The following is an 18,546-nucleotide window of genomic DNA, read 5'->3' on the forward strand; positions in this document are numbered from 1 at the left end:
TCCCGTCAATGAAATATTGCTACTATTCTATCACATATACGCTCCAGCAGAGCATGATCGTGACTGATGACAAGCAAGCCAATGCGACGCTCTTCCGCGATGCGAAGCAATGCGTGCCAGATCTGGACGGCAGAGACGGCGTCCAGCATGGCGGTCATCTCATCGGCGATCAAGTGGCGCGTATCCGGGCCAAGCGCACGGACGATGCAGCAGCGCTGCAATTCTCCCCCCGACAGCTCGCCGGGGAACCGGTCGGACCAGCCGGGTGAGACGCCCATCGCCGCAAGCGTGCCGCTATCCGGCCGCCAGCCTTCGCACAGCATTCGCTTCATCCGCCAGCCGGGATTCACGGCCAGTTGCGGATGCTGATGAATAAGCTGGACGGCATCATGCCCATGTCCGCTCCTTCGCTTCCCGCCCACAACCACTTCGCCTTGCATCGGCGGCATATATCCCGCGAGGAGACGGCCGAGCGTCGATTTGCCGCTGCCGCTCGGACCGAACAGCCCTACCACTTCCCCGGGCATAATGGTGATGTTAAGCGATTGGAACAGCCAATCCCCTCTTCCGTATCGCCAGCCGAGCCCCTTGCCTTCAAGTGGCATGATGACACCTCGCAATCCCTCCGCGCACAGCGCGGGGAGGCGGCATGCCGCTGCCGCACTGCGCACTTGCAGCTTGACACCATGATGCGAAGAAGCACCCGTTCTCGGAAGCCGTGGCACGGCTCTCAGGCAACGGCTGGAAGCCGTTCTGCGGCAGCGCGCGCCACAGTGCACGGCTGTAGGGATGGCGCAGCGACTCCCCGTCGCCTCGAAAATCGCTCGACTGAGCCGTCTCCACAGCCATCCCGTCATACAGCATGACGACGCGATCCGCTGCGCGGAGCGCCGCTTCAATATCATGCGTGATGAACAGGACGGCAGCCCCTGCATCAGCTAACTCCCTCAAGTGCCGCAGCGACTCGCGGGCATCGTCAGCGCCCATGCCGGGGGTCGGCTCGTCGGCAATGATAAGCTTCGCTTCGGATGAGGAAGCCGTCGCCAGCAGCACCTTGCGCGCCATGCCGCCCGACAGTTGGAATGGATACAATCGCTCTGCCGTCTCCCCGAGACCCAGCCGTCTCAGCAAGCCTCTCCGCTTCGCATGCGCCTCCTGACCGGAGCTGCGGGTGGACAGCTGGGAGCCGACGGTAAGCAGCGGGTCCAGAAATGTGACAGACTGCGGCACGAACAGAATGTCGCGTCCCCGCAGCTGTCTCAGAGCCGCCTCGTTCAGCGGATTGCCGTTGTATCGGATCGTCCCCGACATGGCGGCATTGCGCGGCAGCAGTCCCATGACGGCATGAGCCAACAGGCTCTTGCCGGAGCCGCTTGCTCCGATAATCGCGACCGCTTCGCCTCGCTTGACCTGCAAGGAGATATCTTCGACCGTTCTCGTCCATTCCTGCCGCAATCCGCCCGCATAGCGGCGGAACGATATGGATAAATTCTCAATGTCCAGCACAACCATGTCCAGCCGCTCCCTCCCTTGATCTATTCTCACAACTGCGCGCTGCCCGGAGCAATCAGGCGCCGCATCGATTGGCCCAGCGCGTCGAATGTGCGGACGGTCGCCAGCAGGCACAAGCCAGGGAATAAAGCCAGCCACCACATGCCGGATGTCAGGTAGCGCATCGATTCTGATAAAATGATGCCAATTGCCGGCTGGCTGGGCGGCAAGCCGAGTCCCAGAAACGTTATGGCCGCCTCATGCAGCACCGCATGCGGGAACAATAACAGCAGCCCCGTCATCACTTGGGGCAGCACGCCGGGCAGCAGATGCCGGGACATGATCCAGTACCGCGATCTTCCCAGCTTGCGTGAAACCGCCACGTAATGCGAATGGTTATGCGACATCGCCTCTGCGCGGATGACTCGTGCCAGGGCAGGCCAATGTGTCGCCATAATGCCAATGGCAATGCCCTTCATGCCGCCGCCGCACAGAAATGCGATCAGAATGAGCAGCACCAGATGCGGTACGCTCATGAATACATCCATTAACCAAGTAATGATTCGGTCCGCAACTTTTCCCAGCGTCGCCGCAGCAAGCCCTGCCGCTGTGGCAATGATCGCGCTGAACAGCGCTCCCGCCATTCCGATACCGATGCTTAGCGCCAACCCCTTGAACGTACGGACGAGCATATCTCTTCCCAGCCAATCCGTGCCGAAGGGATGGTGCAGGGATGGTGGAAGATTGCGAAGCTCCAATTGTACTCCGAGTCCCGATTTGCCGGTCAAGCCGGCAACAAGCAAGGTTGCGAGCAGCATCGCAGCCGCAGTTGCCGCGATGAATACGGCGCGCGTCCGCTCATTCCGATTTCTCTCCAATCCCATTGCCGTATGTCTCATAGCGCCTCCCTCTTGCTCATCCGCAGTCTGGGATCGACCAGCCGATAGAGCAGATCCGCTATGGCATTGCCTGTGAATACAAAAATAGTCGTGAACAGTACAATGCCCATCAACAGCGGCACATCTCCTCTTAAGCCTGCCTCTACTGTCGCTTGCCCCAGGCCGGGGTAAGAGAATACCGCTTCCGCCAGCACCGCTCCGCCGAACAGCTCCCCGAAAGAAGCGAACTGCAGCGTCAGAGCGGGCAATGCGATGTTGCGCAAGCCGTGCCTGCGCATCAGCTCCAGCCCCCTCACACCGCGAGCTCTGGCGAAAAGTACGTAGTCGCTATCCAGCACACCGATAAGTTTCTCCCGCGTATGGAGGGCAATTGGCGCGATCCCCGTCATGCTAAGCGTCAGTGCGGGAAGCAGCAGGTGGCGAATATGATCGAGCAGCGTGACCTCCTCCGCAAGCTGGCCAGCAGGTACGCCGAGACCGACGGGGAGCCAGCGAAGCCATACCGCGAAGACAATCATTAGCAGCAAAGCGAGCCAGAAGGATGGCGTCGAGGCAAGCGTATAACAGTAATTGCGAATGAACTTGTCCAGCCAGGAATCTCTTCGCAGCGCTGCAGCTGCGCCCGCAAGGAAGCCAATGACTCCAGACAGCAGCCACGAGACGGCCATTAGCCAGAACGAGTTCATGAACCGCCCGCTTATGACATCGGCTACCGGCTCCCGATAGATCATAGACACACCGAGCTCGCCGTTCATAAGAGACGTCGCCCAGTTCAGATAACGCTGCACGAACGGCTGGTCAAGCCCCCAATACGCTTCAATCTGCGCTCGCTGCTCCGGACCCACCGACAGTACATCAGCGCCGATATAAGCCTGAACGGGGTCGATCGGGGACATGCTCACGAGCGCGAAGCTGATCATGCTGACCGCGAACAGCAGCAGAACCAGACGCAGTGCGCCGGTGCCGATAAAGCGAAGGTAAGGCCATAGCATGCTTCCCATCACGTTACTCCGTCCACTTCCACTGGGCAATGTTGTCGGTGACGGGCCAGCCGTGGCCGTGAGGCTGAATGTGCGGACTGCCGGTATCCAGATCGTCCCGAACCAGATAGAGGTGCTCGATGTTCACAAGCCACGCCCATGGCGCGTCGCCAAGCGCGCTGAATCCGGTCTCGCCGTCCCATTGCGCCTTCTTCCAGTAGCTCATCGCTTCCTCTTCCGTGGTTGCCTCCAGCGCTTTCGCCATCCAGTCGTCAACGGCGGGATTGCCGTAATAACCGGTGTTGTAATACTCCACGCCGCCGTTCTCGCTCGCATGAAGCGCGTACAGCTCCAACGGATCGTGACTGCCCCAGCCGAACAGCACTGCATTCGCGTGCATGGCCGACTCCAGCTCGTCCCAGCTTTTGCCGTCGACATGGATTTCGATGCCCGCTTGAAGCGCCATGTCCGCAGTTGCAAGCGCCAGCGATTGTCTTGTTGCATCTCCAGCGGGATAGAGCAGCGAGAATTCCGCCTTCAGGCCATCCTTCTCCACGATGCCGTCTCCGTCGCTGTCGCTCCATCCCCCTGCAGCCAGTATGCGCTTGGCTTCTTCCGCATCGCCGTCCTGAATGACGGTCTCGGGATTCCACCAAGGCAGGCCGTCTACGGCTGAATAAGCAGGCGTTCCATGCCCCTCCAATATGCCGTCAACGAGCGCTTGGCGATTGATGGTAACATTCACTGCTTTGCGAATCGATGAATCCGCCGTCACATCGTTGCCGATCGGGAAGCCTTCTTCCGTCACCTCACCCGACTTCACATACGGGAATGCGATGCCACGATTATCCACGGTTTGCAGCGCTATCAGATGCATGCCTTCCACCGACTGCCTGCTGAATGCGGACGGGATGTAAGCCATGTCCACTTCACCGGCTTTCGCCGCCGCGAATGCCGCATCCTCGTTCAGGAACAGGAACGTCAGCTTGTTGAATATGGGCCGCTCCCCATAATAGAGCGGATTCGCTTCCACGATCAGCTGCTGTCCGCGATCCCATTGGCGAAGAAGGAAGGGGCCCGAGCCGATCGGTTCGCTGGCATACTTATCGGAATGCGCATGCTTCGGCACGATTCCTGTCGCCACAAGCTGATATAGGAACGTCGATTGCGGCTTCTTGAGCGTGAACACCACCGCGCCATCCCGCTCCTGGACATTCTCCATATTTGTCAGATCGATGCTGGAGCCGCTTGCGGCCGCTGTCTGGAACGTATAGACAACATCCATCGCCGTCAACGGCTGCCCATCGGAGAATTTCACATCGTCTCGCAGCTCCACCTCCCACTGAAGCCCATCCTCGCTAACCCTGTATTTCGTAGCAAGATCATTGACAATGCGGAGCTGCTCGTCCCGCTTCAACAGTGTGCTTTGAAATAGCGGTGAACCGTAACGCCCCCACCCTTGCGTAGGATCGAACCCGGCATCCGGCTCAGAGCCGATGGCCACGATCAGTTCATCCCCCCGTTCTCTGTCGCTGGCATCCGGACTGGCCGCACACGCAGCCAACAAGCAGACAATCGAAATAACGACAAGACTTCTATACCATTTTCTCCCCCTCAACTCCACCATCTCCATCCCCTAAGAAATATGTATAATTTAACTCATATTGTAGCATGCATTGACAGCAGACTGCATGTTATTTTTTGTGACATTGACAAAAATCGTCAGAGGATATCCTCTGACGATCGCATAATATATTCCGTTATAGCTTTACCTTCTTATTCATCATACGAACGGTGCCTGCCGCAAGCAATGCGCCAACAACAATTTCGAACAACAACCTGAGCCAATCCGCCGCCTCGAAAGGCACTACCTTATATAGTACCGGGCCAGATTCCTGACTGACGACGGAAACGCCAAAAATATTGTTGCTGTACCCTGTTACGGGAAACAACAGCGTATCCAGAATAGACAAACCGATAAAGAGGCATAAGCAGACTAAAATGCCTATCCATGTCCCCGCTTTCCCTTGAAACGTCTTGGCGAAGGCGATGCAGAAAAAGATGATAAGCGCTGAGTACAGCATTCCCCAGAAGTATGCGGCAATGACGATCAATTGTTCGAAAAAGCCAAGTTGATCCACGAACAATCGAAACAGTGCTCCATCCAATCCCAAACGCTTCGCAATGAACAGATCATGCGCAACAAACAACAAGCCAAGCGCGGCATGCAGCAGGGCAAGCAACAAAAGGGGAGAGAAAACGCTGGAATAGGAAGAGACGGGAAGCAACCTTCTGCTATATGCGGTTATATTGCTGTTGAACGTTTGACAAGCCATCAAAAAAGCCATAAACGCCGCTAATCCGTACAGCATGACAACGATAGGATATACTTTTGTATAATCCCAACCATTGCCAATGGAGAGCAGAACAAGCAGCAGCTGTGCAATGAGCCATATGGCGGAAGCGACAAGCAGGCTGTTGGCATTTCTTTTCCAGTCATACTTGAGCAGCTTGATCATTCCGCGTACACCTCTTTAAACAGATCCACAATGCTCTTGCCATGCTTCATCCTTATTTCCTCGACTTCCTCATGCAGCACGAGAGCACCGTCCTTAATGAACGCTACCTCATCGAAGATACGCTCAATATCGCTTACGAGATGCGTTGTAATGATCAATGAGCTTTCTTCATTATAATATTGCACGATGGCATCCAGTATCTTCTCCCGGGTAAGGGGGTCCACTCCGCCAATCGGTTCATCCAGCAAGTATAGTCTGGCATTGCGGGAGAGCGACAGAAGCAGCTGCAGACGCTCGTTCATCCCTTTGGACAGCATACTGATTTTCTCGCGCTCGTTCAATTTCATGAATGCCAGCATATCTCTCGCTTTGGCCGCATCGAAGTCGGCATAGAAGTCCTGGAAGAAGCGAATCGCATCGGACACGCGCATCCAGGGCTCCGTCATCGGCTTGTCGGGCATGAATGAGGTAATGGCCTTCGTCCGAACGCCAACCGGCTCGCCGCATATGCGCAGCGAACCGGAGGAAGGCAGGATCAATCCTGCAGCAATTTTCATTAGGGTTGTTTTGCCGCTGCCGTTGCTTCCTAATAAGCCGATAATTCTGCCCGGCCCGATCTCGAGGGTCACATCCTGCAGCGCGCGTTTGGAGCCGTAAGCTTTTGATACGGCAGACATTTGCAATACGGGGTCCATCTATGAAGACTCCTCCTTGCCGATTGTACTTGATGATACTGCGTTTTCTACAAGTGCGATGATATCCTGCTTTGCGAACCCCAGCTCCTTCATTCCCATAACGAAATGCTCCAGCAATTGTCCAGCCATCTCTTTTTTTATCCGCATTATGATGGACTCCTCATTCGTGACATATCGCCCAAGCCCGCGTTTTGTCTCCACGATGCCTTCACGCTCCAGCTCCTGGAAGGTGCGCTGAATCGTGTTGGGATTGATCTGCAGCTCCGCTGCCAGATCGCGCACGGATTCAATTTTATCGCCGGGCCCCAATTTGCCGATAACAATCTGCTTCTTCATATAGTTCATAATTTGTAGATAGATCGGCATATTATTATCGAATTCTATCGTCACGGGTAGGATATGCTCCTTTTCGATGCCTCCATAAGCGGATATAGCTAGGAAACATCGCGTTTTCTGAATACGACGAAGCTGGCCAGCAGGAATACGATGATATATGCAGCCAGCACGACGGACGAGAATGTCAGCGACATGCCTTTCAGCGGAGGCTGCGCCGCCTCTCCGGCGTATACGGACAGGTCAACGTTCGGGAATAGAATATACTTCGTGAAAGCATACTTCGACAGCAGCATGGTTACCAGTCCGCCAATCATCATGCTTAGCATCGTAATTCCGATCGTTGCGCCGTTAGACTTGGTCAGCACGCCTATCATGAAGGCAAGCGTCGCAAAAACAAGTGTATATGCAAACAGATAAAGCGTGTTCTCACCAATGGCTGCCCATCCTTCGCCGCTTCCGCCGAATCCGTACAGACCAAACCCTGCGATAAGCGCAAGCAGCAGAGTCGTTAAAATAAGAGTGATACAATACAGCACGACCGTCGCGTACTTGGAAGCCAATATCTTGTTGCGGCTCTGGGAACGGATCAACAGAAACTTGATCGTTCCGAAACGATACTCCTGCGGGACAATATTGGCAATAGCAATAATAGCAATAATCGGCAGCAATTGTCCAGCGGTACCCATCGATACGAAAAATTCGGCAAACTCTGTTGCGGACCCGAAGCCATCCATATAACGTGCTGCGACGTAGGTGCATATTCCGATAAATACGGCCATAATAGCGAATGGGATGAAAAACGACTTTTTCTTATACATCTTCAGCCATTCATTCGTCATCAAATCTCCAAACTTAAGCAATGTGATTACCTCCAGTCCATTTCATAAACTCGTCTTCAAGCGACGATTTGCTCTCTTCAATGCGATAAATGCCAACGCCTGCATCTGTCAGCGCCTTGACGACTGCAGGTATTTCTTCATGCATCACGGAAATGAGGATACGGTTATCCGCCGTAAAATTCTGTACCTGCTTGATCGACTTCACAGAGGTCAGCGCCACAACAGCGGCATCCAGCTCATTCACCTGCAAGGAGATACTGCTTGCTTCCCCTTCCGGCAATGATCCGGAGCCGATGGAACGAACCGTTACCAGCTTGCCATTCTGAATGACGACAACCCGGCTGCACATCAGCTCCATCTCGGACAGCAAGTGGCTGGACACAAGCACGGATATGCCCTCTTCTTCCGCAATCTTCTTCATATAATCGCGCATCTCGCGAATGCCTGCTGGATCAAGACCGTTGGTCGGCTCGTCAAGAATTAGTACTGACGGTTTGTGCAGCAATGCTTGCGCAATGCCAAGACGCTGTCTCATTCCGAGAGAATAAGCCTTCACTTTCTTGTCCAGCGCATGCTGGAGTCCGACCAGCTCGGTCACTTCGCGAATTCTCGCTTCCCTTACTCCCGGTGACATACGCTGGTATTGCTTCAGATTATCCATTCCACTCATATAGGGGTAGAACTCCGGATTCTCGATAATGCCCCCGACTTGCTTGATCGCACCTTCAAAGTTCGTGCGGATGCTATTGCCGCCAATGAGAATATCGCCGTCCGTCATGCCGATCAGTCCGACCATCATACGGATGGTCGTCGTTTTGCCGGCGCCGTTCGGTCCGAGCAAGCCGACGATTTCCCCTTTCTTCATTTCGAAGCTCAGTCCGCTTACGAGCGTTTTGTTGCCAATCCGCTTCGTTACATTTTTCATTTCCAATACAACCTTGGCATCAGAACCTATCGTTTGTTTCATGGTTTCTCTCCCTCTATCTCTTTTTTCATTCACAGTGTAGCTCTGTAACAGTGTAGTGGTGTGATAGATAAATAGTACACTAGGTATCTCATATTGTAAAGTGGAAAATTTTAAATTTGTCATTTTTATGACATGGCTGTGACGTTTCGCATATTCCTATTGACGCATTGCGAGTATATAGTGTACAAACCGGGCAATTTATCATTATAATAGGACTTAGAGAAAAGGAGGGTTGGTATGCATAAGTGGATAATGGCGATCCTTCTTGGTGCGGCAGGTGTAATGGCAGCGTATTTGTTGTTATTCGAAATGCCGGCTAAAGAAGAAACTGGGGAAAACCATGATGCTGGATTCACGGTGCCGGACACTGCAGTCGATGCGGCTGCGGCGGAATCCATCTATAAGAGCAATTGTATGGGCTGTCATGGCGGCGAATACCAGGGCGGTATGGGTCCTGCGTTGAATCAGGTTGGCGCTACCTCCAGCAAGGAGAAGATCTTCAAGAAAGTATCCGGTGGCGGAGGCGGAATGCCTGCGTTCGAAGACAAGTTAAGCGAAGAAGATATCATCAATCTGACGAACTGGTTGTCAGAGTTCAAATAACGGATATCTGCGCACAGAAGAAGAGCCTTGTTCCTCTATGGAAACAGGGCTCTTCTACTTCTTATTCTTATCTTATTCTTAATCTGCTTCTGCGACGTGATGACCTCACCAGTACGTCAACGTTGTCGTTGCTCCACCCCTCTGGCTCTCCATCCCGTCAGCAACAGGAGAAGGAAGGAAATCGCAATAATGGCAATGGTCCATGCCCATGCCGCCATCCAATTGCCGCTCTCTACCGCCACATAGATTGCAGTGGGTGTCGTCTGGGTCCGGCCCGGTATGTTGCCGGCAATCATAAGCGTCGCTCCGAATTCCCCCAACGCGCGGGCAAACCCCAGAATATAAGCGGTCATGATGGAGCGGTAGCATAGCGGCAGCGTGATGTGACGCAGCACTTGCCATTCATTGGCTCCCGAGGAGCGGGCTGCCTCCGCCAGTTGACTATCCACACCTTCATATCCCGTCTTCATCGTCTGATAGACGAGCGGGAATGCTACGACTACCGCCGCAATGACGGCGGCCGCAGGCGTGAATACGATTGGCTTGTCCAGCCACGATTCCAGCAATTGCCCAAGAGGACTGTTGCGTCCCAGCACGACAAGCAGGACAAAACCGACAACTGTCGGCGGCAAAACCAGCGGAAGCAGGAACAACGTTTCAAGCACTAATTTGATATTCCCGCCAACCTTGGCTCTGCTCACCCACCAGGCGCCCCCTCCTCCAATCAGCAGTACGAGAACGCTTGCCATTCCCGCTATTTTCAAAGAAAGAAGGATTGGTGGCCAGAAAGCTTCAGCCCCCATCATGAGCCGTCCTTCGCCAGACGAAAACCGTATTGTTGAAAAGCGGCTGAGGCCTCTTCGCTCTGCAAATAGTTCAGAAAGCGCCGCGCTTCTTCCGTATGCTTCGAGCTTTTCAATATGGCCGCGGGATAAAAAATCGGAGTATAAGAAGATTGCTCTACCGTAAAGGCCACTTGCACATTGTCAGATATAAGCGCGTCCGTACGATATACGAAGCCGGCATCGGCATTTCCGGTCTCCACATAATGCAGAACGCTGCGCACATCCTTGCCCTGCACCAGCCTATCCTTGACTAGGTCCCATAACCCCGCATGAAGCAGCGCCTCCTCTGCATATTTCCCTGCAGGGACACTATCCGGAATACCGATGGCAATACGCCGTATGCGCTCCCCGGTCAAAGATGTCAAGCTATTTACATCGGATATTTTGACATCACTTCCTTGCTTGGGAATAACAAGTACCAGTTCATTCGTTAACAGATTGATTCGACCCTCTTCGTGAATAATTCCTTCTTCTTGCAGCTTGTCCATATGTACGCTTGAAGCCGACAGGAACAAGTCGACAGGGGCACCTTGCCGAATTTGTTCTCGGAGTGCGCCTGATCCACCGAAGTTGAATCGGAGCGCCGTATCGGGATTGCTCCGTTCATAGGCCTGCTGGATGTGCTGCAGCGCATTAGTCAAGCTGGCGGCAGCCGATATCGTCAATTCCTTCTTCTCCTTTGTCGCACCACATCCGGCTGTAAGCAGCACAATGGCTATTAACGGCAGGAGAACCACTCGGCTAAGCGGCAGCTTCCTCCCTTGTCCCCCGGTACATCTGATTATGCTTTTATTGCATCGCTTCTTCTTTCGGCCGATCCTGTTGATCCACTGTCTACGCGATTGAACTTCCGCTGGCTGTGCATACTTCCTAAGACAATTTCTTTCCAATGAGTCTACGTTTCCCGATACTCTCATTTTCTTTTCAATCCATTCCTTCCATTCGTGACCGATTCACTTGCATATGACATCAAAAATTGCTGCTTGCAATTTGACTATGCTACAAATCTATTATATACCATACCGCACTCTCCCCTCTATTCAGGAGCAGCGGCTATATCGAATTAGTAAACGTACTAATGGCGCAAAGCAGAACTATACTGAAGTTAAAGAAACTCAATTAACCGCTCCTGATCAAATGGGATAGTGGGGCCAGGCGGATACGCTCGAGGATATGCTCCTGATGTGCGGGAACTGTGGGGAATCGGTAGTTCCCTTCAACTCAATTGTCCGTTCCTGATTAGATGGGATACGGAGCCAGTCCGATTTACATCGAGGATATGCTCCTGATGTACAGGAATTGTGGGGGAGTCGTAAGTACGCGGGGTGTGAAGTGAGTACTGCAGAAAGGTCGGATGGAACAATTCTAGGTAAAAAAAGTTACGCACAAATACAGGTATTCGACAATCCGATAGGCTTGACCGACGAATACCTGCAGTTCTTCCTTATTGAATAATTGGGATCTTGTTCAAACAAGCTCAAGCTCGTACAAGCTCTCATGCCAGCGTCGACTTGCATCTACTCCTCAGCACGCCGAACCATTCGCCGAAGTACTACATGGCGAATAGATCAGCTAGTTGAGGATATAGGCGCTTGTACTTCCGAAATTGATCATGATAGAAGCCGGCTTGCTGCGGGTCGGGCACATATTGCTCCACTTGCCATTTCTCTTTCACTCGGTTGCACAATTCGCCGATATCGTTGCCCCATTCCAGCCTTCGGAAACCAAGCAACGCGGCACCGATGGAGGGCAAAAACTGTGAGTCCTCCGGTACAACAAGCGTACAGTCCCATACGTTCGCCATAATGCGGCACCATTCCTTGCTCTTGGCCCCGCCGCCGATTAACGTTACCTGCTTCTCGCCATCAGTTGTCACGATCAGCTCCATCAGCTGGCGCATCGCCATCGCCACACCTTCCAGCACCGCGGCTGCCATCTGAGCCTTCGTAGTGGTCGTCCGCAAGCCGATGAACGAGCCGCTTGCACGATTGTCCTGCACCGGGCATCGCTCGCCGTTCAAGTACGGCAAGAACAGTACCCCCGATTGGCGGGAAGCAGCTCCGATTGCCACTTCGAATGCCGCATAGGCGTCATCCTTGCTACCGAATCCGCCTTCGCCAAATACGTCGAGCGCCCACTTGTGGGCATTGCCGGCGTTCATCATCGGCGCAATCGTAATCTGCTTGCCCGACTCGACGTAAGCCAGATTGAAAGCACCGCTGGATACATCCATGAAGCCCGAAGAAGCCGCAGCTACCCAGCCGCTAGTCCCGATATATGCATATACTTCGCCTTCCCGGTATACACCGGCCCCGAGCGTCGCTGCCCCGGCATCGCCGATGCCGCACATGACAGGCGTACCTTCCAGGAAACCCGTTGATGCAGCAGCCTGCGCATGAACGACTCCCGCTTCCTCATCGGACGCCATAATAGCCGGCAGCTTAGAGGCATCAAGTCCGAGACGCGCCAGCCAATCCGACTTCCATTCCCGGGTTCGAATATCCATCGATCCAGAAGTGGCAGCCGATGTCGGATCCGTCACGAACGAGCCGGTAAGCTTCCCGATCACATAATCCTTGGCGCTAATCAGAAAGTAGTCGGCGGCCTCATAGTTTTCTCGTTCATGCTCCTTCAACCACAGCACTTTCGGCAGCGTCAACGTGCCGTTCATCACGTTCTGTGTGGCTTCCGTAATAGCAGCTTCGCCGAGCTCGGCTAGTATGTGATCCGATTGCTCCCCCGCTCTCCCGTCAGAGTACAGAATGGCGGGACGCACAGCTGCAGCGTCCCGCTTCACGGCTATGCAGTCCTGCATCTGGCCGCTGAAGGTAATAAGCGCGATATCGGATTCTGCAATGCCGGATGAGAACCAGGAACGGGCGATCTCAGCGATCGCCTCATACCAGCTCTCCGGGTGTTGTTCGATATAGCCGCCCGTATGGTCGACTTCCAGAGGAATATTGCGTTCCGCTGTAATCGAGGCATGCTTATCCACGAGCACGCCTTTCACATTCGTTGTGCCGATGTCGAACGCTGCGATGTAAGTCATAACGACTCCTCCTCTCGGTTCGACCGGACAGTCTGCATCTTCATCTCGGCCACCATCCGGTACAAATAGTCGTTCTCCTGATTCTCGCAGCGTGCGACGAGAGCCGAGCCGACTACAGCACCGTCGAATCCGCTCCTGACCGCTTCGCCGACCAGCTTGGGCGTGCGCAGTCCGAAGCCCGATACAATCATGCCTTCAGGCAGATAATGGCGAATTCGGCTGCATAGCTGCGACAGATCCGAGACATTTGCCAGCGGATCGCCTGTCGTTCCGGCGTAGGATTGCGCATAGATGATCGTAGCTCCGTCGCACACCCGCTTCATCGTCTCCTCGTCCATTGCACTATTAATGAAGCGAACGATATCCACTCCGAAGTCAGCTGTATACTGCTGAATCGCAACCTGCTCTTCCAGCGTGCAATCCGGGAGAACGAGCGCATCCACCAATTGCTCTCGGATTAACTTCTTGTAGAGGCCGCTGCCCACTACATCGCTCTTGTACCCCATTGCCCAGAATGGAACGGCCACTTGCTGCCGGATGGCGCGCCAATAAGCCAGCAGCTCCTCCTCATCCGACATGCCGCCATCCAGCGCACGCTTATGCGCCCGCTGAATGATAGGGCCGTCCATCTCCGGACGTCGGCCAGGCACGCCGAGCTCCACGACGTCTATGCCGGCTTCGACGCTTTCCCTTACCATCGACAACGAAGCCTCTCTGGCGGGGTCGCCCGCCACCAGATAACCGACGAGAAGCGCCTCGTCTTTCTCCTTTGCCGCCTGCCATGCTTCCCGGTTCCTGTCGTTCAACAATCCCCTTGTCATGCGTTACCACGTCCCAGCTTCTGCATCAGCACCGCTGCAATTACAATCAGCCCTGTAATGACATCTTGCATAAATGTCGGCACAGCCAGAATGGTCATGCCGTTCGCCAGGATGCCGATGATCGCAGCGCCGACGAATGTGCCCCATACGTTCGGCACTCCTTCCTTGAAGGAAGTCATGCCGAGGAATGCAGCCGCATACGCGGACAAGAAGAGTCCGTCCCCGCCTGTCGGATGCGCCGAACCTAGACGCGATGCCATCAGAATGCCAGTCAGTGTAGCCAGCATGCTGCACAGTGCGAACGCGGCATTTTTGTTGAAAGCAACGGAGACACCAGCCACGCGGGATGCGGACTCATTGCCGCCGATCGCGTACAGCTTTCTGCCGAATGCCGTATGGGACATAATGTACCAGAACAGTACAGTCATGAAAATCATAATGATCGAAAGCAGCGGAATGTCTCCCAGCTCCGTCTGTCCCAGGAAGAGGAAAGATGGCGGAATATTCTCGAACACCGTCGCCCCTTCCGTCAGACGGAAGTTGATGCCGCCAATAATCGTTCCCATGGCCAGCGTGGTGATAAAGGAAAGCACACGGAATTTGGTCACGATCCAGCCATTGATATATCCAATCAACAGCGCTGCAAGCATAGGCAGAATAATTGAAAATACGATAGGCACTCCCGCGACTGCCAGCTTGGCCGCAAATACGCCCCCAAGACTTGCCATCGCGCCGACCGACAAGTCGAACTCCCCAACAGCCATGACTAACGTAGCGCCGAGCGCGATAATGACTAGGAAGGAGATCTGGCGGCTAATGTTGATTGCATTGTCCAGCGTCGCGAAGGAATCCGGACTAAGAATAGAGAATGCCAGAATGATAAGAATGCCCGCCATTACCGTCCCGTAAGTGCGAATTAAACGAATATAGTTGATTTTATTGCGCGCTTCAACCGTCATGATTGATCACGATCCTTTCCTTGGCCGAAACAATATGCCAGTACGTTCTCGGGTGTTACGTCCCGGTTCGGGAGATCGGCCACTACTCGCCCTTCATGCAGCACATACAGCCGATCGGCAATATCAAGCACCTCTTGCAGGTCAGACGATACGAACAGAACGGCTCCGCCCGCATCCGCTTGCTCCCGCAATAAACGATGAATCTGTTCGCGTGTCATAATATCGACCGCCTGCGTAGGCTCATCGCATAAATACAAGAACGGGGATGACATAAGCGCCTTCGCGAAAACAACCTTCTGCTGGTTGCCGCCGCTCAGTTGGCCCACCTCTTGTTCCGTGCCGGACGCCTTTACCTTCAAGTCCTCCATCCAGCCCTCCGCTTCCTTCCGTTCCTCTCCACCGCGAAGCTTCCATCCGCTTGAGAATTTCTTCAGGACAGGCAGCGTAATATTTTCTCTAATCGTCATCCCCATAACCAGTGCATCGCGCTTGCGCTCCTCCGGTATGAGGACGACGCCTTCATCAAGCGATGCGCGCGGGCTAAGACCCGACTTCAACTCGCCTCGGATGACAACGTCGCCGCTTGACTTGCGGCGCAAGCCGTATATCGTCTCCAGCAGCTCCGTCCGTCCGGCCCCCGCCAGTCCGAACAATCCGACGATCTCCTTCTCGCGCACGTCGAGACTGACGCCCTTTACTTTCCCGTCAACGGTAGTTACATTCCTAACCTCCAGCACAGGCTTCCCAGCCGCGCCTTCTCTCTCTATACGTATGGCTTTCTTGTATTCCTTGTTGTTCATAAGAGATATCAGGCCGTCCCGATCTGTCTCCGCCCGATTCACGGTAGCCACATGCTGGCCGTTGCGGAATACGGTTATGCGATGCGACAGACGGAAAATCTCATCCATCCTGTGAGATACATAGAGGATGGATGTCCCGCGTTCGATCAGCTTGCCAATCAAGGAGAACAGCTGCTCCGATTCCTGATCGGTAAGCGATGCCGTCGGCTCATCCAGAATGAGCAGATTGCATTCCAGCATCATGGCACGCAGTATTTCCAGCATCGTTCGCTCAGGAGGCGACATGCGCTCCGCTGTCTTGTTCATGTCCAGCTTGACACCGTATTCCTCCATCAGCGATTTGGCGCGGTTTTGCATCGCTTTCCACTTGACTCCGACACCGCTGCTTGGATACTTCAATCCGAGGAACAAATTCTCATAACCCGTGAAGGACGGGATGAGATGACGGTCCTGATGCACGACATTGATCCCGATCTCTCTTGCGTCGCCGGGATCGTTGATCGTAACCGCTTTCCCTTTCCACAGCAGCGTACCTCCGTCTGGAGAATAGACACCGGTTACAATTTTGATGAATGTGGACTTCCCTGCGCCATTCTCACCGACCAGCGCATGCACTTCGCCAGGGCGAATGTCCATATGCACGTCAGACAGCGCATAATGGCCGCCGAATATTTTGTTCAACCCTTCTACCTTCAATAGAGACACGATCGTCACTCCCTTCTGTCAGACATGAGAAGCGGCCGGGGCCGCTTCTCAGTTCCGAACGGATGCACGTCTTACTTCGTAATCAAGCTGGCCGGAGCATAAAGCTCTGTGCCTTCGACAGGCTGACCTTGGAATACGAGGTCCATCTGCTTCGTCACAATTTCTGCCATGCCTTCGAAGTTTTGCTTCACGGTTGCAACCAGAGGTGATCCTTCTTGAATCATCTTCACAGCTTGGCTGGAACCGTCAATGCCCGTAACGATAATATCCGTGCGACCGGCAGCCTCAATAGCTTGAGCTGCGCCTATTGCCGGCTCGTCCCATCCGGCCCATACCGCCGTAATGGAGCCTTCTTCCTTGTTGGACAGCAAGATGCTTTCCATCTGCTTGCGTGCATTCTCGATCGGACCAGGCACTTCCACTTGCTGCTCGATCGCTTTTTTCACGCCGGTGTTGGCTTCCAGCATTTCATCAAGCTGCACCGTTCTGGCCAGTACACCGGGATGCGGGCGGTGTGACAATACCACAATGTTGCCTTCGTTGCCGATCTCATTGAACAAATATTCACTGATCATTTTGGACATTTCCTTGTTGTCGCTCGTCGCGTTCATTGTCATGCCCTCAATATAGCCGGAGTCGCAGCCGAATACCGGAATATTCTTCTCCTTCGCTTTCGCGATCTGACTCTTCAATTGATTGGGGTCCGTGCTGACGATGACGATGGCGTCCGTCTTCGAGGAGATCACATCTTCCATGCGGCTGGCCAGTTGGCCTACATCGCCTTTCGTATCGATAACATTCGTCTTCCAGCCCTTGTCCGCAGCTTGCTTCTTCAGCCCCTCCACCATCTCGTTCGTCGTGACGGATGACAGGAACGGCGTCAGAATGGAGATTGTCTTGCTGCCGTCCGCTCCCTTATTGCCGTCCGAGCCGCAAGCAGCCAGTCCCATAACCAAAAATAGCGCTACCATGATCAACAAAGATTTTTTCATGAAATTGTTCCCCCTTAATGTGTTCTTCCTGTTGTGTACTGATTGCCCGTCCGCTTGCATTAAGAGGACGGGTGTGTACGGTGCCAATCCAATACGCTCTTAGCTGTAGCTTTATCCGTTATCAGGACATTCATCCAGCGACCTCGCAACGCGCACGCGATCGCTTCCACCTTGTCCTTGCCGCTGGCAATCGCTACGACGTTCGGGATGCTGCGAAGATCCTCCACATCCAGCCCGATCATGCGGGATTCCGCTTCATATGGGATGCGTTCTCCGGCTTCGTTCAGGAACGAGCTGCATATGTTGGATACGGCGCCAAGCGACTGGACTTCATCGATCTCCTTGCGGCCGTAATAGCCGGACTGAACGATAGCCGCTTTATCGGACACTTGTCCGATCCCGACCAATGCGACGTCAGCCCCTCTGGCCGTCTCCAGTACATTGGCAATCTCTTGCTCCTGCACGAAGTGATTCCTTGCTTCCTGTGAAGCGACGACAGCCGGCGCGTTAAGCAGCAGATAGCGCGCTTTCAACTTCTCGGCGAATATGCGCGTGTTGGAATTCGCATGCCATGCCGCTCCTTCCGATCCCCAGCCGCCGACCATAGGCACGAATTGGACATTCTTCTTCACGCCCGGATTCATCTCCGCCCCGACGGAAGCGATCGTTCGTCCCGCCATAATGCCTACGACGTCGCGATCCCGGATAGCGCTTTCCAGCAGAGCGGAAGCCGCGCGGGCAAGCTGCAGGTCCGCGATGGACTGATCCGCATCCGGCGTATGGACGACGATGACATCCTTGATGCCGAACGTCTCGGATATTGCCCGTTCGTAAGTTTGCTCCTCCGAGAACGGATTTCGAATCGCGATTTGCACGATGCCTTCGGATTTGGCCGCTGCCAGCATGCGGCTGATTTGCGGTCGGGAGATGCCGAGACGTTGTGAGATTTCCTGTTGGTTCATGCCGTCGATATAGTACAGTGTGCTAATTTTGACCAACAGTCTCGTTCTCTCCTGACTGATTTCCATTCCTGTATACCCCCTCCC

Annotated in this window: 19 protein-coding genes; 1 reads left to right on the forward strand and 18 read right to left on the reverse strand. The window is 54.1% G+C overall.

The genetic code is table 11. The features are described 5' to 3' along the window. Positions 1 to 5 precede the first annotated feature (5 nt). The 10 genes from M6D81_RS12605 to M6D81_RS12650 form a co-directional block, all read right to left on the reverse strand. Positions 6 to 605 carry an ABC transporter ATP-binding protein gene (locus M6D81_RS12605; RefSeq protein ID WP_262677258.1) on the reverse strand — a complete coding sequence of 200 codons (600 nt, stop codon included), beginning with the start codon at positions 603 to 605 and terminating at the stop codon, positions 6 to 8. Beyond that, positions 595 to 1,545, reverse strand: coding sequence for an ATP-binding cassette domain-containing protein (locus tag M6D81_RS12610; protein WP_317259118.1), 951 nt, complete (start codon positions 1,543 to 1,545; stop codon positions 595 to 597). Before M6D81_RS12610 ends, M6D81_RS12605 begins: the two co-directional genes overlap by 11 nt. Continuing rightward, entirely contained in the window at positions 1,542 to 2,390 is an 849-nt protein-coding gene (locus tag M6D81_RS12615) for an ABC transporter permease (protein WP_262677259.1), read from the reverse strand. Before M6D81_RS12615 ends, M6D81_RS12610 begins: the two co-directional genes overlap by 4 nt. Next, entirely contained in the window at positions 2,387 to 3,382 is a 996-nt protein-coding gene (locus tag M6D81_RS12620) for an ABC transporter permease (RefSeq protein WP_262677371.1), read from the reverse strand. Before M6D81_RS12620 ends, M6D81_RS12615 begins: the two co-directional genes overlap by 4 nt. 13 nt (positions 3,383 to 3,395) lie before the next feature. Further along, entirely contained in the window at positions 3,396 to 4,988 is a 1,593-nt protein-coding gene (locus M6D81_RS12625; RefSeq protein ID WP_410795731.1) for an ABC transporter substrate-binding protein, read from the reverse strand. A gap of 142 nt (positions 4,989 to 5,130) precedes the next feature. Next, positions 5,131 to 5,889 (reverse strand): hypothetical protein, encoded by a 759-nt coding sequence (locus M6D81_RS12630; RefSeq protein ID WP_262677260.1) that lies wholly within the window; start codon positions 5,887 to 5,889, stop codon positions 5,131 to 5,133. Continuing rightward, entirely contained in the window at positions 5,886 to 6,584 is a 699-nt protein-coding gene (locus M6D81_RS12635; protein ID WP_262677261.1) for an ABC transporter ATP-binding protein, read from the reverse strand. The genes M6D81_RS12630 and M6D81_RS12635 overlap by 4 nt, the downstream gene beginning before the upstream one ends. Continuing rightward, the gene (locus M6D81_RS12640) at positions 6,585 to 6,974 is read right to left on the reverse strand and encodes a GntR family transcriptional regulator (protein WP_262677262.1); all 390 of its coding nucleotides are present in this window, start codon (positions 6,972 to 6,974) and stop codon (positions 6,585 to 6,587) included. A gap of 44 nt (positions 6,975 to 7,018) precedes the next feature. Further along, positions 7,019 to 7,780 carry an ABC transporter permease gene (locus tag M6D81_RS12645; protein WP_262677263.1) on the reverse strand — a complete coding sequence of 254 codons (762 nt, stop codon included), beginning with the start codon at positions 7,778 to 7,780 and terminating at the stop codon, positions 7,019 to 7,021. Further along, positions 7,773 to 8,726: an ABC transporter ATP-binding protein gene (locus M6D81_RS12650; protein WP_262677264.1), complete on the reverse strand. Its 954-nt coding sequence runs from the start codon at positions 8,724 to 8,726 to the stop codon at positions 7,773 to 7,775. The genes M6D81_RS12645 and M6D81_RS12650 overlap by 8 nt, the downstream gene beginning before the upstream one ends. Before the next feature lie 237 nt (positions 8,727 to 8,963). On the opposite strand from M6D81_RS12650, the gene M6D81_RS12655 reads away from it, so the two are divergent. After that, entirely contained in the window at positions 8,964 to 9,329 is a 366-nt protein-coding gene (locus M6D81_RS12655; protein ID WP_262677265.1) for a c-type cytochrome, read from the forward strand. Between the two features lie 116 nt (positions 9,330 to 9,445). Here M6D81_RS12655 and modB read toward each other — a convergent pair whose 3' ends face one another. From modB to M6D81_RS12695, 8 genes are all read right to left on the reverse strand, one after another. Then, positions 9,446 to 10,135, reverse strand: a complete 690-nt coding sequence (modB, locus tag M6D81_RS12660; RefSeq protein WP_262677266.1) for a molybdate ABC transporter permease subunit — start codon at positions 10,133 to 10,135, stop codon at positions 9,446 to 9,448. Then, positions 10,132 to 10,956 (reverse strand): molybdate ABC transporter substrate-binding protein, encoded by an 825-nt coding sequence (gene modA, locus M6D81_RS12665; protein WP_410795732.1) that lies wholly within the window; start codon positions 10,954 to 10,956, stop codon positions 10,132 to 10,134. Before modA ends, modB begins: the two co-directional genes overlap by 4 nt. A gap of 770 nt (positions 10,957 to 11,726) precedes the next feature. Further along, the gene (locus M6D81_RS12670) at positions 11,727 to 13,223 is read right to left on the reverse strand and encodes a xylulokinase (protein ID WP_262677268.1); all 1,497 of its coding nucleotides are present in this window, start codon (positions 13,221 to 13,223) and stop codon (positions 11,727 to 11,729) included. Next, positions 13,220 to 14,044: a tryptophan synthase subunit alpha gene (gene trpA, locus M6D81_RS12675; RefSeq protein ID WP_262677269.1), complete on the reverse strand. Its 825-nt coding sequence runs from the start codon at positions 14,042 to 14,044 to the stop codon at positions 13,220 to 13,222. Before trpA ends, M6D81_RS12670 begins: the two co-directional genes overlap by 4 nt. Next, positions 14,041 to 15,003, reverse strand: a complete 963-nt coding sequence (locus tag M6D81_RS12680) for an ABC transporter permease (protein WP_262677270.1) — start codon at positions 15,001 to 15,003, stop codon at positions 14,041 to 14,043. The genes trpA and M6D81_RS12680 overlap by 4 nt, the downstream gene beginning before the upstream one ends. After that, the gene (locus tag M6D81_RS12685) at positions 15,000 to 16,508 is read right to left on the reverse strand and encodes a sugar ABC transporter ATP-binding protein (protein WP_262677271.1); all 1,509 of its coding nucleotides are present in this window, start codon (positions 16,506 to 16,508) and stop codon (positions 15,000 to 15,002) included. Before M6D81_RS12685 ends, M6D81_RS12680 begins: the two co-directional genes overlap by 4 nt. Before the next feature lie 71 nt (positions 16,509 to 16,579). Beyond that, positions 16,580 to 17,500, reverse strand: coding sequence for a sugar ABC transporter substrate-binding protein (locus M6D81_RS12690; protein WP_262677272.1), 921 nt, complete (start codon positions 17,498 to 17,500; stop codon positions 16,580 to 16,582). Between the two features lie 59 nt (positions 17,501 to 17,559). After that, complete coding sequence (locus M6D81_RS12695) at positions 17,560 to 18,528, reverse strand: sugar-binding transcriptional regulator (protein WP_262677273.1); 969 nt, start codon at positions 18,526 to 18,528, stop codon at positions 17,560 to 17,562. Positions 18,529 to 18,546 lie beyond the last annotated feature (18 nt).

This window comes from Paenibacillus sp. J5C2022, assembly GCF_025567625.1.
Classification (GTDB): Bacteria; Bacillota; Bacilli; order Paenibacillales; family Paenibacillaceae; genus Pristimantibacillus.

Excerpts from the sequence above, each read along its gene's own strand:
- M6D81_RS12605 (WP_262677258.1), bottom strand. The coding sequence starts at position 605 with ATGCCACTTGAAGGCAAGGGGCTCGGCTGGCGATACGGAAGAGGGGAT.
- M6D81_RS12615 (WP_262677259.1), bottom strand. The coding sequence starts at position 2,390 with ATGAGACATACGGCAATGGGATTGGAGAGAAATCGGAATGAGCGGACG.
- M6D81_RS12620 (WP_262677371.1), bottom strand. The coding sequence starts at position 3,382 with ATGCTATGGCCTTACCTTCGCTTTATCGGCACCGGCGCACTGCGTCTG.
- M6D81_RS12630 (WP_262677260.1), bottom strand. The coding sequence starts at position 5,889 with ATGATCAAGCTGCTCAAGTATGACTGGAAAAGAAATGCCAACAGCCTG.
- M6D81_RS12635 (WP_262677261.1), bottom strand. The coding sequence starts at position 6,584 with ATGGACCCCGTATTGCAAATGTCTGCCGTATCAAAAGCTTACGGCTCC.
- M6D81_RS12650 (WP_262677264.1), bottom strand. The coding sequence starts at position 8,726 with ATGAAACAAACGATAGGTTCTGATGCCAAGGTTGTATTGGAAATGAAA.
- M6D81_RS12655 (WP_262677265.1), top strand. The coding sequence starts at position 8,964 with ATGCATAAGTGGATAATGGCGATCCTTCTTGGTGCGGCAGGTGTAATG.
- modB (WP_262677266.1), bottom strand. The coding sequence starts at position 10,135 with ATGATGGGGGCTGAAGCTTTCTGGCCACCAATCCTTCTTTCTTTGAAA.
- M6D81_RS12670 (WP_262677268.1), bottom strand. The coding sequence starts at position 13,223 with ATGACTTACATCGCAGCGTTCGACATCGGCACAACGAATGTGAAAGGC.
- trpA (WP_262677269.1), bottom strand. The coding sequence starts at position 14,044 with ATGACAAGGGGATTGTTGAACGACAGGAACCGGGAAGCATGGCAGGCG.
- M6D81_RS12680 (WP_262677270.1), bottom strand. The coding sequence starts at position 15,003 with ATGACGGTTGAAGCGCGCAATAAAATCAACTATATTCGTTTAATTCGC.
- M6D81_RS12690 (WP_262677272.1), bottom strand. The coding sequence starts at position 17,500 with ATGAAAAAATCTTTGTTGATCATGGTAGCGCTATTTTTGGTTATGGGA.
- M6D81_RS12695 (WP_262677273.1), bottom strand. The coding sequence starts at position 18,528 with ATGGAAATCAGTCAGGAGAGAACGAGACTGTTGGTCAAAATTAGCACA.